Source organism: Bacillus sp. SIMBA_074 (assembly GCF_046534555.1).
Taxonomy (GTDB): domain Bacteria; phylum Bacillota; class Bacilli; order Bacillales; family Bacillaceae_G; genus Bacillus_A; species Bacillus_A mycoides.
On the sequence record NZ_JAWRYM010000010.1, the window covers coordinates 14,965 to 33,808 of the forward strand.

Annotated in this window: 13 protein-coding genes and 2 other annotated features; of the genes, 1 reads left to right on the plus strand and 12 read right to left on the minus strand. The window is 36.9% G+C overall.

What is annotated here, in order from left to right:
• Positions 1 to 48: 48 nt before the first annotated feature.
• The 8 genes from SB773_RS13150 to zapA all read right to left on the minus strand — a co-directional run bounded on the left by SB773_RS13150 (position 49) and on the right by zapA (position 11,944).
• Positions 49 to 3,108, minus strand: a complete 3,060-nt coding sequence (locus SB773_RS13150) for an NEAT domain-containing protein (RefSeq protein ID WP_410590305.1) — start codon at positions 3,106 to 3,108, stop codon at positions 49 to 51.
• Between the two features lie 19 nt (positions 3,109 to 3,127).
• Positions 3,128 to 3,835 (minus strand): heme uptake protein IsdC, encoded by a 708-nt coding sequence (gene isdC, locus SB773_RS13155; protein WP_044442286.1) that lies wholly within the window; start codon positions 3,833 to 3,835, stop codon positions 3,128 to 3,130.
• 461 nt (positions 3,836 to 4,296) lie between these two features.
• Positions 4,297 to 5,622, minus strand: a complete 1,326-nt coding sequence (gene brnQ6 / locus SB773_RS13160; RefSeq protein ID WP_044442284.1) for a branched-chain amino acid transport system II carrier protein BrnQ6 — start codon at positions 5,620 to 5,622, stop codon at positions 4,297 to 4,299.
• Positions 5,623 to 5,735: 113 nt separating this feature from the next.
• Positions 5,736 to 5,986 (minus strand) — a binding site (T-box leader).
• A gap of 107 nt (positions 5,987 to 6,093) precedes the next feature.
• Entirely contained in the window at positions 6,094 to 6,783 is a 690-nt protein-coding gene (locus SB773_RS13165; protein ID WP_410590308.1) for a 23S rRNA pseudouridine(2604) synthase RluF, read from the minus strand.
• A 196-nt stretch (positions 6,784 to 6,979) separates the two neighbouring features.
• Positions 6,980 to 9,340, minus strand: a complete 2,361-nt coding sequence (locus SB773_RS13170; protein ID WP_410590310.1) for an endonuclease MutS2 — start codon at positions 9,338 to 9,340, stop codon at positions 6,980 to 6,982.
• Between the two features lie 19 nt (positions 9,341 to 9,359).
• Complete coding sequence (gene polX / locus SB773_RS13175) at positions 9,360 to 11,078, minus strand: DNA polymerase/3'-5' exonuclease PolX (RefSeq protein ID WP_131246713.1); 1,719 nt, start codon at positions 11,076 to 11,078, stop codon at positions 9,360 to 9,362.
• Positions 11,079 to 11,133: 55 nt separating this feature from the next.
• Positions 11,134 to 11,673: a CvpA family protein gene (locus tag SB773_RS13180; RefSeq protein WP_002129333.1), complete on the minus strand. Its 540-nt coding sequence runs from the start codon at positions 11,671 to 11,673 to the stop codon at positions 11,134 to 11,136.
• Position 11,674: 1 nt separating this feature from the next.
• A complete protein-coding gene (zapA, locus tag SB773_RS13185; RefSeq protein WP_002112165.1) occupies positions 11,675 to 11,944 on the minus strand; it encodes a cell division protein ZapA in 270 nt (89 codons plus the stop codon).
• A gap of 124 nt (positions 11,945 to 12,068) precedes the next feature.
• Between zapA and rnhC the strand changes: the two genes are divergently transcribed.
• The gene (gene rnhC, locus SB773_RS13190) at positions 12,069 to 13,007 is read left to right on the plus strand and encodes a ribonuclease HIII (protein ID WP_044442280.1); all 939 of its coding nucleotides are present in this window, start codon (positions 12,069 to 12,071) and stop codon (positions 13,005 to 13,007) included.
• Positions 13,008 to 13,223: 216 nt separating this feature from the next.
• Here the strand turns inward: rnhC and SB773_RS13195 are convergent, their stop codons facing one another.
• From SB773_RS13195 to pheT, 4 genes are all read right to left on the minus strand, one after another.
• Positions 13,224 to 13,358, minus strand: coding sequence for a YuzL family protein (locus SB773_RS13195; RefSeq protein WP_002112167.1), 135 nt, complete (start codon positions 13,356 to 13,358; stop codon positions 13,224 to 13,226).
• An 82-nt stretch (positions 13,359 to 13,440) separates the two neighbouring features.
• On the minus strand, positions 13,441 to 14,343 hold the full coding sequence (locus tag SB773_RS13200) for an SDR family oxidoreductase (RefSeq protein ID WP_113734132.1): 903 nt from the start codon (positions 14,341 to 14,343) through the stop codon (positions 13,441 to 13,443).
• A gap of 173 nt (positions 14,344 to 14,516) precedes the next feature.
• Positions 14,517 to 15,908 carry an asparagine--tRNA ligase gene (gene asnS / locus SB773_RS13205; RefSeq protein WP_002034242.1) on the minus strand — a complete coding sequence of 464 codons (1,392 nt, stop codon included), beginning with the start codon at positions 15,906 to 15,908 and terminating at the stop codon, positions 14,517 to 14,519.
• A 52-nt stretch (positions 15,909 to 15,960) separates the two neighbouring features.
• Positions 15,961 to 16,212 (minus strand) — a binding site (T-box leader).
• A 194-nt stretch (positions 16,213 to 16,406) separates the two neighbouring features.
• Complete coding sequence (pheT, locus tag SB773_RS13210; RefSeq protein WP_410590314.1) at positions 16,407 to 18,827, minus strand: phenylalanine--tRNA ligase subunit beta; 2,421 nt, start codon at positions 18,825 to 18,827, stop codon at positions 16,407 to 16,409.
• Between the last annotated feature and the right edge of the window lie 17 nt (positions 18,828 to 18,844).

Sequence of the window (18,844 nt, forward strand, 5' to 3'; positions counted from 1 at the left end):
TATGAAACAAGTCTTGATGCATGCGGACATGCATCAAGACTCTAAAAATTACAATCTACCTGCTCTATATTTTCGAACTAGTAAAGCAAGTGAACCGAGCAGTAGCACCATGTATAAACCAAGTTGTGCTGTATCTGCTGTTTTTGAGTTTTTCTCTTTTTTCGAATCATTCTTTGTATCTTCTTTTTTCTTCTTATCATCTGCATTTCGGTTAAAATCAGGATTATCTACTTTTTTTACATTATCTACTTTCGGTGTAATCACTGGATTGTTCGGATCATTTTTCGGATCTTTTTTTGGATCCTCTTTAATCGTCCCTAACGCACCAATATTATTTGTATCAAATTGAATTTGGACATCGTAGAAGTGGTGGTAGTTCATCTCATCAATGTCTACTTTCACTTTTGCATTTAATTTTTTAAATAAATCTTCTACTTCAAATTGTACTACTCGCGTATTTGCATTTTTATCTTCACTTACTACTTTTGCATCAGCAAAAAGACTATTGTTTTCTGTTTGGAATTTCGTAATCCACGCACTATTTTTCAGCGTCATCTCAATGTACTTTTTACCATCTTTAACGATTAATTTTGCTGGATTTACAGTATAGTCATGCATCTTTGAAAGTTCTTCTGTTTTGTCTTTTAACACTTTAAATGTAATATCATATTGACCATCTACTAAATTTTTCGGATCAACTATTACTTTCGGTGTATTATTTCCACCTTGATTGTCGTTTCCACCTTGGTTATCGTTTCCACCTTGGTTCCCTAAAGCTTTGATACTATCTTGATCAAATACAAATTGAACATCGTAGAAATGGTGATAATTCATTGAATCAATATCTACTTTTACTTTTGCATTTAATTTTTTAGACAAATCATTTACTTCTACTTCTACTACTCTTGTATTTTGCTCTTTATTTTCACTTAATACTTTTGCATTAACGAACGAGCCATTCTTCTCAAAATCAAACTTTGTAATCCATGTACTATTTGTTAATGTAAACGATACATATTTCTTACCATCTTTTACTTTCAATACACCTGGGCTCTTTGTGTATGTATTCATCATTGATATTTCTTCTGTTTGATCTTTTAATACTTTAAAGCCAATGCTGTATTCACCGTCTTTAAGAGCGTTTGGATCAATTGTTGTATTATTGCCTTGGTTGTCGTTTCCGCCTTGGTTGTCGTTTCCGCCTTGGTTGTCGTTTCCACCTTGGTTGTTGTTTCCACCTTGGTTGTCGTTTCCGCCTTGGTTGTCGTTTCCGCCTTGGTTATCTAACGGTTTAATGCTATCTTTATCAAATGCAAATTGAATATCATAGAAATGATGATAATTCATTGAATCGATGTCGACTTTTACTTTTGCGTTTAATTTTTTCGATAAATCTGCTACTTCCACTTCCACTACACGCGTATCAGCTTTCGTATCTTCACTCAATACACTCGCATCAACAAACGAACCATTTTTATCAAATTCAAACTTTGTAATCCAAGCGCTATTCGTTAATGTGAATGATACATATTTTTTACCATCTTTCACTTTTAAAACGCCTGGACTCTTTGTATACGTGTTCATCATTGAAATTTCTTCTGTTTGATCTTTTAAAGCTTTGAAATTGATACTGTATTCACCATCTTTAATTGTTTCAGCATCTGGATTTTTGTTTCCATCTGGTTTTTCTACTTCCGGTTTCTCTACTTCTGGTCTCTCTACTTCTGGTTTCTCTTCATTTTTAATTTGTTCAAGCTTATCTTGTTCAAATAAAAGTTGCACATCATGTGTTTGCTTATAGTTTCTTGATGCCATTTCGATAAATACTTTTGTATTTAGTTTTTTAGATAAATCGTTTACTTCAAACTCTACTACTCTTGTATCTTTTTCTTTATCTTCACTCACTACTTTTGCATCAACAAACGCACCATCTTTTTCCGTTTGGAAATTTTTAATTAATGAGCTACTTTTTAGTGTTACAATTGCTTTTTTCTTACCGTTTTCTACTTTTAATACCCCTGGATTTACCATGTAAGTATTCATCTTAGATTCTTCATCCGTTTGATCTTTTAACACTTTAAACGGAACGCTGTACTCACCATCTTTAATTGTTTCAGTATCTGGTTTTTCTACTTCCGGTTGTTTCTCTTCATTTTTAATTTGTTCAAGTTTATCTTGTTCAAATAAAAGTTGTACATTATGTGTTTGCTTGTAACCTTGTGATGCCACTTCAATAAATACTTTTGTATTTAGTTTTTTAGATAAATCGTCTACTTCAAATTCTACTACTCTTGTATCTTTTTCTTTATCTTCACTCACTACTTTTGCATCAGCAAATGCGCCATCTTTTTCCGTTTGGAAATTTTTAATTAATGAGCTATTTTTTAACGTTACAATTGCTTTTTTCTTACCGTTTTCTACTTTTAATACCCCTGGATTTACCATGTAAGTATTCATCTTAGATTCTTCATCTGTTTGATCTTTTAACACTTTAAATGGAATGCTGTACTCTCCATCTTTAATTGTGTTAGAATTTGGTTGTTGATCTGGGTCAGGCTTTTGGTCGGGCTTCTGACTCGGATCCGGATTTTCATTTGGATCTGGCTTATTAGCTGGGTCCTCTTTTTCATTTGGTTGTTCTACATGAATCGGTGTAATACTATTTTGATCAAATGCAATACGCACATCATAGTCATGATGATAATTTAAAAAATCAATGTCTACTTTTACTTTCGCATTTAATACCTTCTCTACATCGTCCACATCAAATTCTACGACTCTTGTATCTTTTTCTTGATCTTCACTAATTACATTTGTCGCAACAAACTGACCACTTTTTTCCGTTTCAAACTTTGTAATCCATGAACTATGTTCTAACGTAAAGGATACTTTCTTTTTCCCATTCTTCACTTTTAAAGTTCCTGGACTTACAGAGTATTGATTCATCATAGATTCTTCATCTGATGTGTCTTTAAGAACTTTGAAACCGATTGAATATTCACCGTCAGCTAGTTGACTAGCAGCTTGAACTGCAAGGGGTTGTAATGTTGATGCGAATGTAAATACCATTAAAAACATCGCAACAACAATTTTAAGATATTTATTCAATAGAATACCGCTCCTTTATTTAGTTTTGACGTACTTTACGAATTAAGAAAACACCTGAAATAAGAAGTAATGCTGCAAATAATCCGATACGTGCTTCATCACTTGTTTTTGGGTTATCTGTTTTTTCAGCTTTCCCACTTTCATTTGTTCCTTTATTTACATCTTTGTTTGTTTCTTTGCTCTCTTCTTTCTTCACTTCTTCTTTTACTTGTGTATTTTTTTGAGTTTGATCTTCATTTTTTGTTGCAGCAGTTGCCTTATTCTCTCCACCTACTGCTTTTACATTTGCATCAAACGCAAAGCGAATTGTGTAGTTATGGTCATAATTTACGTTCGGTACAACAACATGAATTTTTACAGCTGCTGGTTTAGATAAGTCGTCTATTTTAAACTCTACAGTTCTTTTATCTGCAGATTCATCTTTACTAACAACTTTTGCATCAACAAAGTTCCCGTTCTCTGGTGCTTTAAATTCTGTAATCCAAGCACTATGATTCATAGGAATTTGTACTCTCATCTCACCATTTTTTACAATTAACTTAGCTGGTTTTTCAAAATAATCATTTGCCATTGAAGCTGAATCATTTTCTGCTTTTTGTATGACATAGTTAATATCGTAAGTACCGTCAGCTACATTTGCCGAAACTTGTCCGAATGGCACTACGAGAAAAGCTAGCATACATACGAATGTCATAATAAAAGCGGGTAATACCGAAAACTTTCTCATTTACCTTACTGCCTCCTTGTTTTTCTTTTTTGAAAATGATAATTATTCTCAATATATAAGAAAAAAAATAATCTCTCTATCTCTATTTTATAACGAGTAACACTATGTAGTTAGAAATATATTGATTATCATTCTCATTGATAGACAAAAAAATAATCCCACCAATTTTTCCTATAAGAATAAACATAAAACTCTTTCATCATTTTATTGATTATCATTCTCAACGAATTTCAAAAAAAAATAAACCGCCTAATTCGATCGTTCTATCACCTCTTCTTACAAAAATGATATAGTCATAGAAAACCTCTTCCCTTCCAATATTTCCACAACTAAGTCAATCTTAGCCTACTGGTAATTTTTTTGTCAACTATATTACGTATAAAATTTTTAATATCTGAATTCTTCTATATATAATTTTTCTACAAAAAAAGAGGCTTTCTTTTAAAGAAAGCCTCTTTCCCTTATTTTTCTACAGCAATTTCTTGCTTTTGAAATAAAGAAACTACATATCCAATTGCAATTCCAATGATACCCGGAACTAGCCAACCAATCCCTACACTATATAATGGAATTTTATCTAAAATAGGAGCAAGGGCCGCTACTTGAAGATTTGCATTATGCAATCCATCAAAGAAGCTAATTGCAAATGCGCCTACAATACCGCCTACATACATAGCTAATGGAAGACGAATATAGTTTTCAACAAGCGATAATACGATCAGTACAATACCAATTGGGTAAATTGCAATTAAAATCGGCAATGCTAATGCGTTTAACTGAGTTAAACCAAGATTTGCTACCATAAATGCTAATACAGAGAAAATGAAAATGACTTTTTGATAAGAAAGCTTTGGTAATAACGAAGAAAAATATTCTCCACAAGCTGCTACAATACCGACAGAAGTTGTTAAGCATGCTGCTGTAATTGCGATACCTAGTAATAATGTTCCGTAGCTACCAAATAAATGATTCACGACGTTTGTTAAAATAATTCCACCGTTTGCTCCCATTCCAAGTGAAACACTTGAAGCTCCAAGGTAAGCAAGTGCTAAATAAACAAGAAGTAAGCCAAGTGCTGCAATAAATCCTGCAAAGATTGTTACTTTCGCAATACTGTTCTTATTTGTAATGCCTTTTGCTTTTAAAGCATTGATCACAACATTTCCGAAAACAAGTGCTGCAAGTCCATCTAAAGTTAAATATCCATCAATAAAACCTTTAAAGAGCGGGGCACTATACGCTTCTGTAGGGGCACCAAACTCTCCCATTGGAGTCATAATTGCTTTCGCTACAATAATTGCAATAACAGCTAATAAAATTGGAGTTAACACTTTACCAATGCGCCCCACTAATTTCGATGGGTTTAATGCTAAATAGAAAGTTACTGCAAAGAAAATAAATGTAAAGATAACAAGTGGATAGGATTGACCAGCTATCTCACTTGATAAAAACGGTGCAACACTCATTTCATAAGCAACAGTCCCTGTACGTGGTACACTAACAAATACGCCTAAACATAAATAAATTGCAGTAATGAAAATTAGCGCGAATACAGGATGTACACGTCCTGCTAATTCATTAATATCTCCCTTTAGAGCTATAACAATAACTCCTAATAAAGGCAGTCCTACACCTGTTACGATAAAGCCAAATAACGCGATCCATACATCTGTTCCAGCACCTTGCCCTAACGCTGGTGGAAAAATCATATTACCGGCACCGAAAAACAGTGCAAATAACATTAAGCTTATTGCAAACATCTCAGAAAACTTTAAAGATGATTTCATTTCTACTACCTCCTAATTATTTTATTGACAAAATATTCTGAATTAAAATCCGTCACATATCCTCTTTCAAGCATACTTCCCCGTAAAAGAACGCAAAAAACACCCGTCCCTAACAAAGGGACGAGTGTTGAAATCGTGGTTCCACCCTTATTCTAATAAAATGAATTTATAACGAAATAAGCTCATTTTATAGCTCGTGTAAATTGATAACGGTTTTATCCGCCAAGAATTACAATGCATCTGCAGTTCACTCTTGAAGTTTAGAGGTGGTAAGTTTGTCTTTCCGTATTAGGAAGCTCACAGCCTAAGGCTTCCCTCTCTGAGAATCGTCAAAAACAACTCATGTCCTCATCATTACTTTTATAAAATATCTTGTCGAAACTTGTTGTTTTTTATTATATGGGCTATTTTTTAAAAAATCAATAGTTTTATTTTTTCTGACAAAAAAATATAGGGAGAAAACTTTCCTCCCTATAACTGCCCTATTAATATTTCTAATTCCTTAGCTGTAATGTCTCGCCATTTTCCAGCTTCAAGCTCATTTAGCTCTATATTCATAATGCGCACTCGCTTTAGCTTTGTTACAGTAAATCCGAAAGCACGACTCATTCTACGAATTTGCCTGTTCATTCCTTGCGTTAAAACGATGCGAAATGTAGATTGATCGACTCTCGTTACTTTACACGGCTTCGTCATTCCATCTTTAATTTTCACTCCACCAGACATCTCATCAATAAACCAATCTGTAAACGGCTTATCAACAGTGACAACATATTCTTTCTCATGCTCATAATCACCGTGCAAAATTTGATTCGCAATCGCACCGTCATTCGTTAATAAGATGAGTCCTTCCGATGCTTTATCTAATCGTCCAACAGGAAAGATTCGTTCTGGATAATCGATATAATCAATAATGTTTCCTTCAATATGTTCGGCTGCTGTACAAGTAATTCCGACTGGTTTATGGAAGGCAATATACACCTTTTCTTTCTCTTCTTTTGCAATAACTTGCCCATCAATCGTTACAATATCACCTTCATTAACGAGTGCACCGTGCGTACATACTTCACCGTTAATACAGGCACGTCCTGCTTTAATGAGACGGTCTGTTTCACGTCTTGAGCAGAATTTTGCTTCGCTTATGTATTGGTTGATTTTCATGTTTTTTTCCTTTTCTTATAGATTAAAAGCGTCAATCCATGGCAATATCATTATGCCAAGATTGACGCTCCTTTACTTCGCAAAAACAACTAAATAAATAACCCCAATTACCAAAAATATTCCGCAACAAGCTAACAATACTTTTGCAAGTTTGTCCATAAACATATAATGGTTTCCCCTTTTGTTTGGTTGTTTGCTATTTTAATTCGACAACTGTTACGCCTAGGCCTCCCTCGCCCATGTCACCGTAGCGGTAGGTTTTCACACCGCGATGTTTCTTCAAGTAATCTTGTACACCTTGGCGAAGCGCTCCTGTTCCTTTACCGTGAATAATTGATACACGAGGATAGCTTGCAAGCTGTGCATCATCTAAATATTTTTCAACGCGCATCATTGCATCTTCATAACGTTCGCCGCGAAGGTCTAGCTCTAACGACACGTGATAATCTCTACCCTTCACACTTGCGACTGCTTTTTTCTCAGTTTGCTTCGGTGTATTAATGTATTCCATATTGGATTCTTTCACTTTCATCTTCAGAATACCAATTTGTACGCTCCACTCTGTATCACTTACTTTTTCAAGCAATTGACCTTTTTGACCGAACGTTAACACTTTTACTTCATCACCTGCGCGTAATTGTTGTTTTGGCGCTGTGTTTTTCACGTTTACTTTTTGTTTCTTCACAAGCTCTGGCGCCGCACCTTCTAGACGGCTCTTCGCTTCAATAAGCTCATGGTCTTTCACGTTTATAAGCTGTGCTTTACGCAATTGACGAAGTTCTTGAATAATGCCTTCTGCTTCTTGCTTTGCAGCTTCGACTTTTTCTTCCCCTTCTTTTTGCGCTTTTAATAATTTTTCATCGCGCTCATCGTTAAATTCAATAATTTGACGTTGTAATTCACGATGAAGTTTTTCAGATTGCTTACGATGCTCTTCCGCTTCTTTTCGTTCGCGCTCTGCATTTTTTTGGCTTTCTTCTAGCTTTGCAATCATATTTTCGATTTTGTTCGTATCTGTACTAATATGGTTACGAGCGCGATCAATAACTCGATCAGACAAACCAAGACGCTTCGAAATTTCAAAGGCGTTACTACGTCCTGGTACACCGATTAATAATTTGTACGTTGGGCTTAATGTATTTACATCGAACTCAACGCTCGCATTAATAACTTGCTCACGATTGTATCCATATGCTTTTAATTCTGGGTAATGCGTCGTTGCAACAACGCGAGCACCACGGTTACATACTTCATCTAAAATAGAAATCGCTAGTGCAGCCCCTTCTTGCGGATCTGTCCCAGCACCTAATTCATCAAATAGGACTAAACTTTCAAAATCAGCTTTTTCTAAAATATCTACAATGTTTACCATATGAGAAGAGAATGTACTTAAATTTTGTTCAATCGATTGCTCATCACCGATATCAGCAAAGATGTTTTTAAATACACATATCTCTGATTCATCCATTACTGGAATATGAAGACCGGATTGCGCCATTAAGACACAAATACCGACTGTTTTCAGTGTAACTGTTTTACCACCTGTATTCGGTCCTGTAATAACGATTGTTGTAAAGCCTTTACCAAGCATAATGTTATTTGGCACGATAATTTCCGGATCAATAAGCGGATGGCGTGCTTGTTTTAAATCCATGTAGCGTTCATTATTTACGATTGGCTTCGTCGCTTTAATTCGCTTCGCATAAAGAGCTTTCGCAAAAATAAAATCAAGATTTGCAACTACTTCTACGTTTGATAAAACAATATCAGCTTCCACTGCTACTTCTTCCGTTAACATCATTAAAATGCGTTCTACTTCTTGTTTTTCTTTCACACGTGCTTCTTGAAGTGCGTTATTTAATTCCACGATTACTTGCGGTTCGATAAATAATGTTTGTCCAGAAGCAGATTGATCGTGAACAATACCACCATATACGCCGCGGTATTCTTGTTTTACCGGGATTACGTAGCGTTCGTTACGAATCGTTACAATTGCATCTGATAACATTTTTTGCGCGTTTGAAGAACGCGTCATGTTTTCTAATTTCTCACGAATACGGCTTTCCGCAGTACGAATTTGATTACGAATACCACGCAATTTGTCACTTGCGCTATCGACTACTTCACCGCCGTCACCAATACAATTTGTAATCTTCTTTTCTAAATCATATAAAGACACAATTTGCGCGACATGTGTTTCTAAAATTGGAAGCTCAACACCGTTGTCAATCATATCGTCAATGAAACGTTTCATTTGGCGACTACCGTACATCGTACTTGCGATTTCAATTAATTCATAAGGACTTAACATACTTCCAATTTTCGCACGCTTAATATTTGAACGAATATCAGAAATCCCTCCAAGTGGTACATGTCCTTTTAAACGGATGACTTTCGCTGCCTCATCCGTTGTTTCTTGCAATTCCACAATTTCTTCAAAATCTGTGCTTGGCACTAAATTCTTCACTTTATCACGACCAAGTGAAGATGCTGTATGTTCAAGTAATTGTTCTTTTACTTTATTGTATTCTAATACACGCAACGTTCGTTCTAACATGTTGCAGGTCCCCCCTGTATTACTTATTACGTTTAATATAGTCTAATAAACGTTCAATATTCCATGTGTTAATCACGTTATCTTTTTGAATCCAACCTTTACGAGCTGCTGCTACACCTGTTTCCATATCTTCTAACATTTCAAGTGTATGGGCATCCGTATTAATCGCTACTTTTACACCAGCATCTTGTGCTTGTTTTAATAATTTCGCGCTTAAATCTAGACGGTTTGGATTTGCATTTAATTCTAAAACTGTATTTGTTTCTTTTGCGAGCTGGATTAATAAATCTGTATCTACATCGTAACCCTCACGGCGCCCAAGAAGACGTCCTGTCGGATGGGCAATCATTGTGACATGCTTATTCTCAAGTGCAGTGCGAAGACGCTTCATAATCGTTTCACGGTCTTGTGAGAAGCTAGAGTGAATGGCTCCAATGACATAATCTAGTTCTGCTAATACTTCATCGTCAAAATCAAGTGTCGCATCTGGTAAAATGTCCATTTCAATCCCGCGCAAAATTGTAATGTCTGGATACTTTTCATTCATACGTTCAATTTCTTTCGCTTGTTCACGAAGACGCTCTTTCGTTAAACCGTTTGCTACTTTCAAGTATTGCGAGTGATCAGTAATTGCCATAAATTTATATCCACGAGCGCGGCACGCTTGTACCATTTCTTCAATTGAAAAAGCACCGTCACTCCACGTTGTATGCATATGTAAATCACCCTGTATATCAGAGAACTGAATTAAGTTCGGATACTCTTTAATTAATTCAATTTCTTTTCCATCTTCACGCACTTCTGGTGGGATGAATGGAAGGCCAAAGTGGGCGAAGAATGCTTCTTCTGTTTCGAATGTTTTCACTTCACCTGTCTCTAAGATTTCCACACCGTATTCACTAATTTTCTCGCCTCTATCTTTCGCAATTTGGCGCATTTTTACGTTATGGTCTTTTGATCCGGTGAAATGGTGAAGAGTTGTAATAAATTCTTCTGGTTTTACTAAGCGGAAGTCAATTGAAATATCATATTCATATTGAAGACGAACAGATACTTTCGTATCTCCACTTGCAATCACTTCAATCATATTATCAAATTGTAGTAAATGTTCACGCACTACTGCTGGCTCTGTCGTTGCAATGATGAAATCTAAGTCCTTCACTGTCTCCCGAACACGGCGTAAACTACCAGCGCGTGAGAAACGAATTATTTCAGCAACATTCGACAATTTCTCCTCTATTTCCCCGGCAATAGGCAATACCATCGCAATTGGTAAACGCTCTGGACGAGAGCCTACTTGATCAATTGCTTCTAATATTTTCTCTTCTGTTTTCTTACCGAATCCAGCTAAAGCTTGTACTTTATTTTCTTCACAAACAGCTTTTAACGTTTCCATATCAACAACACCAAGTTCTTTGTATAACTTGGCCACCTTCTTACCACCAAGGCCTGGTAGTTTTAATAGTGGTAATAAACTGCTTGGTACTTCTTTTTCAAGTTCTTGTAGTACTTCAGATGTTCCCGATTCTATATATTCTTGAATAACTGCTGCCGTTCCTTTTCCGATACCTGGAATCTTTGTGAAATCTTCAATTTCAGAAAGACTACGGTCATCACTTTCTAGTGCTGCCGCCGCTTTACGGAATGCAGATATTTTAAATGGATTCGCGCCCTTTAGTTCCATAAATAGGCCGATTGTCTCTAGTAATTTGATAACTTGTTTTTTATTCACTTTCATCATTGCCCCGCCTTTCTTTCATAGAAAAAAACTTCTCTTTCCGAAAAAAGAGAAGTTACACTCTGCTACCTGTCTGCCATAGTTCCTTCACCTTTTCAGAAAGAATCGGTGTATCGTCTACAATTATTTTGCTAATTGATGATTTTTGTAATGGTGTTTGTATTTGTTCAATTGGAAGAATTGTTCCAACAATAATTAAGACAAACAGAATGATATACACTTCTAAAAAGCCAAGAAGTGCCCCAGCAACCGCATTGACTTGCTTTAAAACTGGGATTTCTGCAAACATATTCAGTAAATTACCAAGTAGTGAAAGTGCGATTTTTGTAATAATAAATAATACAATAAACGCAATTGCTTGATAGAAGACACCCTCAATATTATTCGCATCTATCCATTCTGGAACAGACACATTCTTATCAAATGGATACGGAATAATTTTTGCAAGTGCTGGCGCTAAATCTTTACAGTACCAGTATGCAACGAGGTATGCGATAATAAAGCTTGTTAACTTTACAAGTTGCAAAATAAATCCTCTGCGTAAACCGAGGAAAAATCCCATAACAAGCAATAAAATGATAATAATATCAATCATGTTATTCAATTCCTTTTTGTGTCATACTTTCTTTCAATTTCTCATGTTCTTCTTTTAATTTTATGTAATCGTGTATGACGTTTACCGCCGTCAATACCGCTAGTCTACTCGTATCAAGCGAAGGATTCTTGGCATTGAGTTCGCGCATTTTATCATCCACAATCGCTGCTACCATGCGGATATGACTTGTACTTTCATCGCCAACAACTGAATATTGTTGACCATATATTTCTACATTAATTCGACTTTTATTTCCCTTTTGTTGTGACAACTCACCGGCCTCCAATCACGTACAGAATCCTAAAGTTTATCATACCATGAACCATCATAATATGGAAACAGAAAGAACAATCCGATATGATAAAAATAACAATATTAAAAAAGGAGCGACCATTTTGTCAAATTCTATCGTAATACAGACAAGTTCTAGTGCAATTGAAGACATGAAACAACAATACAAACAAGCGCTTAGCCCGAAAATTCCGCAAGGCGGTGTCTTCATGGCAAAGGTACCATCTTGCACGATTACAGCATATAAATCAGGCAAAGTAATGTTCCAAGGGGGCCGTGCCGAAGCAGAGGCTGCTCGTTGGCAAACTGTCTCTCAAACACCAAAATCCGCTGTAAAAAAATCGGCCAATTCGCATCAATATGCACCACCTTCTTCTATTGGTACAATGTCGATTTTAGGGTCCGATGAAGTAGGTACTGGAGATTTCTTTGGACCGATGACAGTTGTTGCTGTATATGTGGATGCGAAGCAAATTCCACTTTTAAAAGAACTCGGTGTAAAAGACTCCAAAAACTTAAATGATGCTCAAATTGCTGAGATTGCAAAACAACTCCTTCACGTTGTTCCTTACAGCTCCCTCGTTCTTCATAATGAAAAATATAACGAGCTATTTGATAAAGGAAACAACCAAGGTAAACTAAAAGCTTTACTGCATAACAAAGCCATCACAAACTTATTGGCAAAAATCGCGCCTACAAAACCAGAAGGCATCTTAATCGACCAATTTACACAGCCTGATACATACTATAAATATTTAGCGAAACAAAAACAGGTACAGCGTGAAAATGTTTACTTCGCTACAAAAGGTGAAAGTGTCCATTTAGCAGTAGCCGCCGCTTCCATTTTAGCTCGTTACTCATTCGTAAAACAATTTGACGAACTAAGCAAAAAAGCTGGTATGCAACTTCCGAAAGGTGCTGGTAAACAAGTTGATATTGCCGCTGCTAAATTAATTCAAAAAGTCGGTAAAGAAAGACTACCTGAGTTTGTGAAAGTGCATTTTGCTAATACAGAGAAGGCGTTTCGCTTATTGAAAAAATAGCTACTTTTTAGTATCGACAGGATATGGATGAACTAAACAAGGCGAAAAGAATTGAATTCTTTTCGCCTTTTATGAATGAAAAATGGATAAATAGAATCTCACACGTTCCTATTTTTGTCGCACTTCTTCGTTATATCGATATATATTTAAATTTAGGACGATATATATTCACTATTCACCTAAAAAAAGAGAGTCTCCATGACTCCCTTTTTATGTTTAACTTCGTTTCTGCTTCTTATTTGATGAAGGTACTTTATAAGAACCCGTTTCATGCGTAGTCGTTCCTTGTCCTTCCACTTCCGGAGAACCTAAGCTTGATCTAGAATGGTCTGTTTTCACTTTCTTACTCATTACAATCACCCCCAAGATTACTTTTCACTTAAGAGTAAAAAACTATTCAGCATAACCATCTGAACATATACTGGCTACTCTTTTATCCTCCTGTCTGTTTTTCACTAATGTCCCATAGACGTTTTGCGGCATCCTTATCCAAGGCAGCTTCAGACATTTTTCCTATTTGCTTATCGGCATAGTAATAACCACTATGATCAGTAAATTCAGTTGATTCTGCTAGCCATATTAGAGTTTCAGCACCTTCCTCGGGTGTACGAGAGAAAGGTTTCATTGCTGCCATAGTTAAGCGAGCAACCAGACCATTGTCCTGGTTAAAATTCGTATCCACTAGCCCTGGATCAAAGCTATAGGCACTAACACTCGTTCCCTCCAACCGCTGTGCCAATTCAGAGGTGAATAAAATGTTAGCCAGTTTTGTTTGCGCATAACGCATTGTGGGACCGCCCATGAACTTCTTAACACCGCGATAAAGTTGTTCTGCATCTAGATCACCGAAGTCAATTCCCTTTTTAGCCATTTTGTGACCGTGAGATGCAGTGGTAATGACACGAGCAGGAGCACTTTCTTTTAAACGCTCCAACAACAAATTAGTGAGTAAGAATGGACCTAAATGGTTTACCGCCCAGGTCATCTCCAAACCGTCCTTCGTAAGCTGCCTTGTTTGAAATAAAGCACCAGCATTATTCACTAATATATCTATTCTCGGACACCTTTCTAAAATATCAGTAGCTACCCGGCGTATAGATTGTTGGGAAGCCATATCAGCTAAAAATATATCTACCACTGCATTCCCATTCGTTACATTTTTAATTTGAGTCATAACATCATTCGCTTTTGCTTCGTTACGTGCAATGATTCCTAGTTTGGCACCGCGTTCTGCAAATACCTTAGCTGCCGCTAATCCAATACCACTTGTTGCACCAGTGATCACTATATACTTGTCACGCAATGTCCACTTTGTATGACTTGGAATTTCTCCCATTGTACAAAAACCCCTTCCCTATAAATGTCGCATTCGTTTTACTTATATATGAAGTGGGAAGGGAACTATGAACAACATCTTTTCCAATCGTGAAATACTTTATAAAATTCGGCTTGTAGTTACACCCTTTCCAATAAAAAAAGCGAGAGGAAATCCTCTCGCTTTTTTATATCTTAAAACTCTGAAGAACCTGGAGTTCTTGGGAATGGAATTACGTCACGGATGTTAGCCATGCCAGTGATGTACATTAGGAAGCGTTCGAAACCTAGACCGAATCCAGCGTGTTTTGTACCGCCGTATTTTCTAAGTTCTAAGTACCACCAGTAGTCCTCTTCGTTCATACCTAATTCTTTAATTCTGTCTACTAAAACGTCCATTCTTTCTTCACGTTGGCTTCCGCCGATTAATTCGCCGATGCCAGGAACTAGAAGGTCAGTAGCAGCTACTGTTTTACCATCTTCGTTCATACGCATGTAGAATGCTTTAATGTCTTTCGGATAGTCAGTTACGAATACAGGGCGTTTGAAAATTTCTTCTGATAAGTATCTTTCGTGCTCTGTTTGTAAGTCAATACCCCATTCTACTGGGTATTTAAATTCAGCACCTGATTCTTGAAGTACTTTAATTGCTTCTGTATAAGTGATGCGACCGAAGTCAGAGTTGATTACGTTGTTCATGCGCTCTAGAACTGTTTTATCAACGAAGCTGTTGAAGAAGTCCATTTCTTCTGGTGCATGCTCTAGTACGTATTTCATTGCATACTTCAGCATATCTTCTGTAAGATCCATTACATCGCCTAACTCAGCGAATGCAATCTCAGGCTCAACCATCCAGAACTCAGCTGCGTGGCGAGTTGTGTTTGAGTTTTCTGCACGGAATGTAGGACCGAATGTGTACACATCACGGAATGCTAACGCATAAGCTTCAGCATTAAGCTGTCCACTTACTGTTAAGTTTGTTTCTTTACCGAAGAAGTCTTTTGATTCGTCAACTTGTCCGTCTTCACCTTTAGGTACGTTGTTTAAATCTTGCGTTGTTACGCGGAACATTTCGCCTGCACCTTCTGTATCACTACCAGTGATGATTGGTGTGTGAACATGTACGAATCCACGCTCTTGGAAGAACTGGTGAATCGCAAATGCTGCGATAGAACGCACACGGAACGTTGCAGAGAATGCATTTGTTCTTGGACGTAAGTGAGCGATTGTACGTAAATATTCAAACGTATGACGCTTCTTTTGAAGTGGGTAATCAGAATCTGATAAGCCCTCGATATCAATTTTTTCTGCTTTAATTTCAAATGGTTGCTTCGCTCCAGGCGTTGCAATTACTTTACCTTCTACTTTAACTGAAGAGCTAAGTGGAAGCTTTGCAATTTCTTTGAAGTTCTCTAATTCTGTATCGAAAACGATTTGAACACCTTTGAAGAAGCTACCGTCGTTTAATTCGATGAAACCAAATGCTTTTGAATCACGTAAGTTACGAATCCAACCTGATACTTGTACTGTTTGATCTGCGTATTTATCTGTATCTCTATACAGACTTTTTACTAATGTGTTTTCCATAGTAAAATTCTCCTTTACTCATATATTTAAATACAAAAAAACCTTTCATCCATAAAGGGACGAAAGGTTAAACTTCGCGGTACCACCCAATTTGTCATAAAGACCAACTTTAACTCGTATGTAATACATACTTCCCGGTTTGTAACAGGCCGGATTCCCGTCTAAGTCTACTCTTGAATACAAGTTTCAATTTCGGTTAGCAACTCCAAGGTGTTCTTCACATATACCGCCTCATCAGGCTCTCACCGTCCCTGACTCGCTTTGGATTATAGTATATACTACTTTTCCTTATCATCGTCTTTCGTTTTGTTAAACTAAAATTAATGTACTACATTCGAGAGAAAGATGCAAGATGCCAGAAAATATATCAGCGATTTTCGCAATATATCGACCGTAACTCCAAATATATCGGCGATTTTTATAATATATCGACTTACCGACATTTTCCGACAATCGTGCCATAAAAAAAATTGCCGGACTTAATCCGGCAATTTTTTATTACTTACGTAACTCCGCACCAAATTTCTCTTCTACCGCTGTTAATACACGGTTATGCGCTTCTGTTACTTCTTCGTCTGTTAATGTACGTTCTGCATCGAAGTAGTTCATAGAGAATGCAAGTGATTTCTTGCCTTCTTCCATTTTTTCACCTTCGTATAAGTCGAATAGTGCTACGTCTTTCAGAAGTTCTCCGCCAGCTTCAGCAATGACTTGCTTCATTTCACCAGCTTTTGTTTCTGTTGTTACTACAACAGCCATATCACGTGTCATAGATGGGAAACGTGGAATTGCTGAGTAGTAAGTTTCCTCAGCGTCTGCACCGAATACTTTTGCAAGAGATAATTCGAATACGAATGTATTTTTCACATCTAATTGTTTTTCTGTTTCCGGGTGCAATTGACCGATGAATCCGATTGCTTCACCATCTAATACGATGTCAGCTGTACGGCCTGGGTGCATACCTTCACGTTTTGCTGGTGCATAAGTGATTTGATTTGCCACGCCAAGTACGTCGAATAATCCTTCTAATACACCTTTAACAACGAAGAAGTCTACAACTTTCTTCTCACCTTGCCATGCATGGTGAAGAGCAAGACCTGTCATAACACCTGCAAGATGTTGTTCTTCTTTCGGAAGTTCTCCTGCTTCTGTTGGTAAGAAGATAGAACCTACTTCATATAATGCAACGCTGTCGTTTTTACGTGCAACATTGTATGAAACTGCTTCTAACAATTGTGGCACTAAGCTTAAACGAAGTTGGCTACGCTCTTCGCTCATTGGAAGCGCAAGATTTACAGGAGCTTTTTCGTTCGGCTCAACCATATATTGTTTCGCTTTGTCAGCGCTTGTTAATGAATATGTGATTGCTTCATATAAACCAGCACCTTCTAGGAAGCGGCGTACTTTACGACGTTTCGTTTGTGCTGATGTTAATTTACCACGTGTCATTGTTCCAGATGGTAATGTAACTGGAATGTGATCATAACCATACAGACGACCTACTTCTTCTACTAAGTCTTCTGAAATTGTAATGTCAGGACGACGTGCTGGTACATTTACATGGAATGTTCCTTCTACTTCTGTGAATGGGAATTTTAAGTTTGTGAACATTGTACCCATTTCACTCGCAGAAATATCTGTACCTAATACACGGTTTACTTTTTCAGCTGTAACAGATACTGTACGTTCTTGTACTTGTAAGTTATCAGCTTCTACTACACCTTCAAGTGCTTCTCCACCAGCGTATTTTGCCATTAAAGCAGCTGCATGTTGAATTGCTTCAAATGTACGTGTTGGGTCGATTCCTTTTTCAAAACGTGCACTTGATTCGCTACGAAGACCTAAGTCTTTTGATGTACGACGCACTGTTTGACCTGCAAAGTATGCAGACTCAATTAGAACGTTTACTGTCTCGCTATCAACTTCAGAATCCGCTCCGCCCATTACACCAGCAACAGCTAACGCTTTTGTGCCGTTTGTAATTACAAGATGGTGGCTTTGTAACGTACGTTCTTGAGCATCTAATGTTTGAATCTTTTCGCCTTCTTTTGCAAGACGAACAACGATTTCTTTTGAACCTAATTTATCGTAATCGAATGCATGTAACGGTTGACCGTATTCCATTAAAATGTAGTTTGTAATATCAACTACATTACTAATTGGACGAATGCCAGCTGCCATAAGACGAGTTTGCATCCACATTGGTGATGGACCAATCTTTACGTTCTTCACCATTTTTGCAATATATAATGGGTTTTCTTCTTTCGCTTCTACACTTACAGAAATGTAATCAGAAGTTTTTTCTGCTGTTTCTTGTAAGTCGATAGCTGGAAGTTTTACTTCACGGCCGTAAATAGCAGCTACTTCATATGCAACACCTAACATGTTTAAGCAATCTGCACGGTTTGGTGTTAAACCAAGCTCAAGTACTTCATCATTTAAATTTAAAATTTCAAGTGCATCTGCACCAACTTCAGCATCACTTGGGAAGATGAAGATACCGTCTGCATATTCTTTCGCAACGAATTTCCCATCAATACCAAGCTCTTGAAGAGCACAAACCATACCGTGAGAAGCTTCCCCACGTAGTTTTGCTTTTTTAATTTTGAAGTTACCAGGAAGTACAGCGCCAACTTTTGCAACTGGTACTTTTAAACCTTTTGCAATGTTAGCAGCTCCACAAATAATTTGAACCGGTTCTTCTTCACCGATATCGATTAAGCATTTGCTTAATTTATCAGCTTCTGGGTGTTTTTCACATTCTAATACGTGACCAACTACAACACCTTTTACACCTTTATTTAATACTTCAACACCTTCTACTTCAATACCACTTTTCGTGATTTTGTCTGCTAGTTCTTGTGCTGTTACATCTTTAATATCTACATACTCTTGTAACCAACGATATGATACGAACATATTTATCCTCTCCTTCC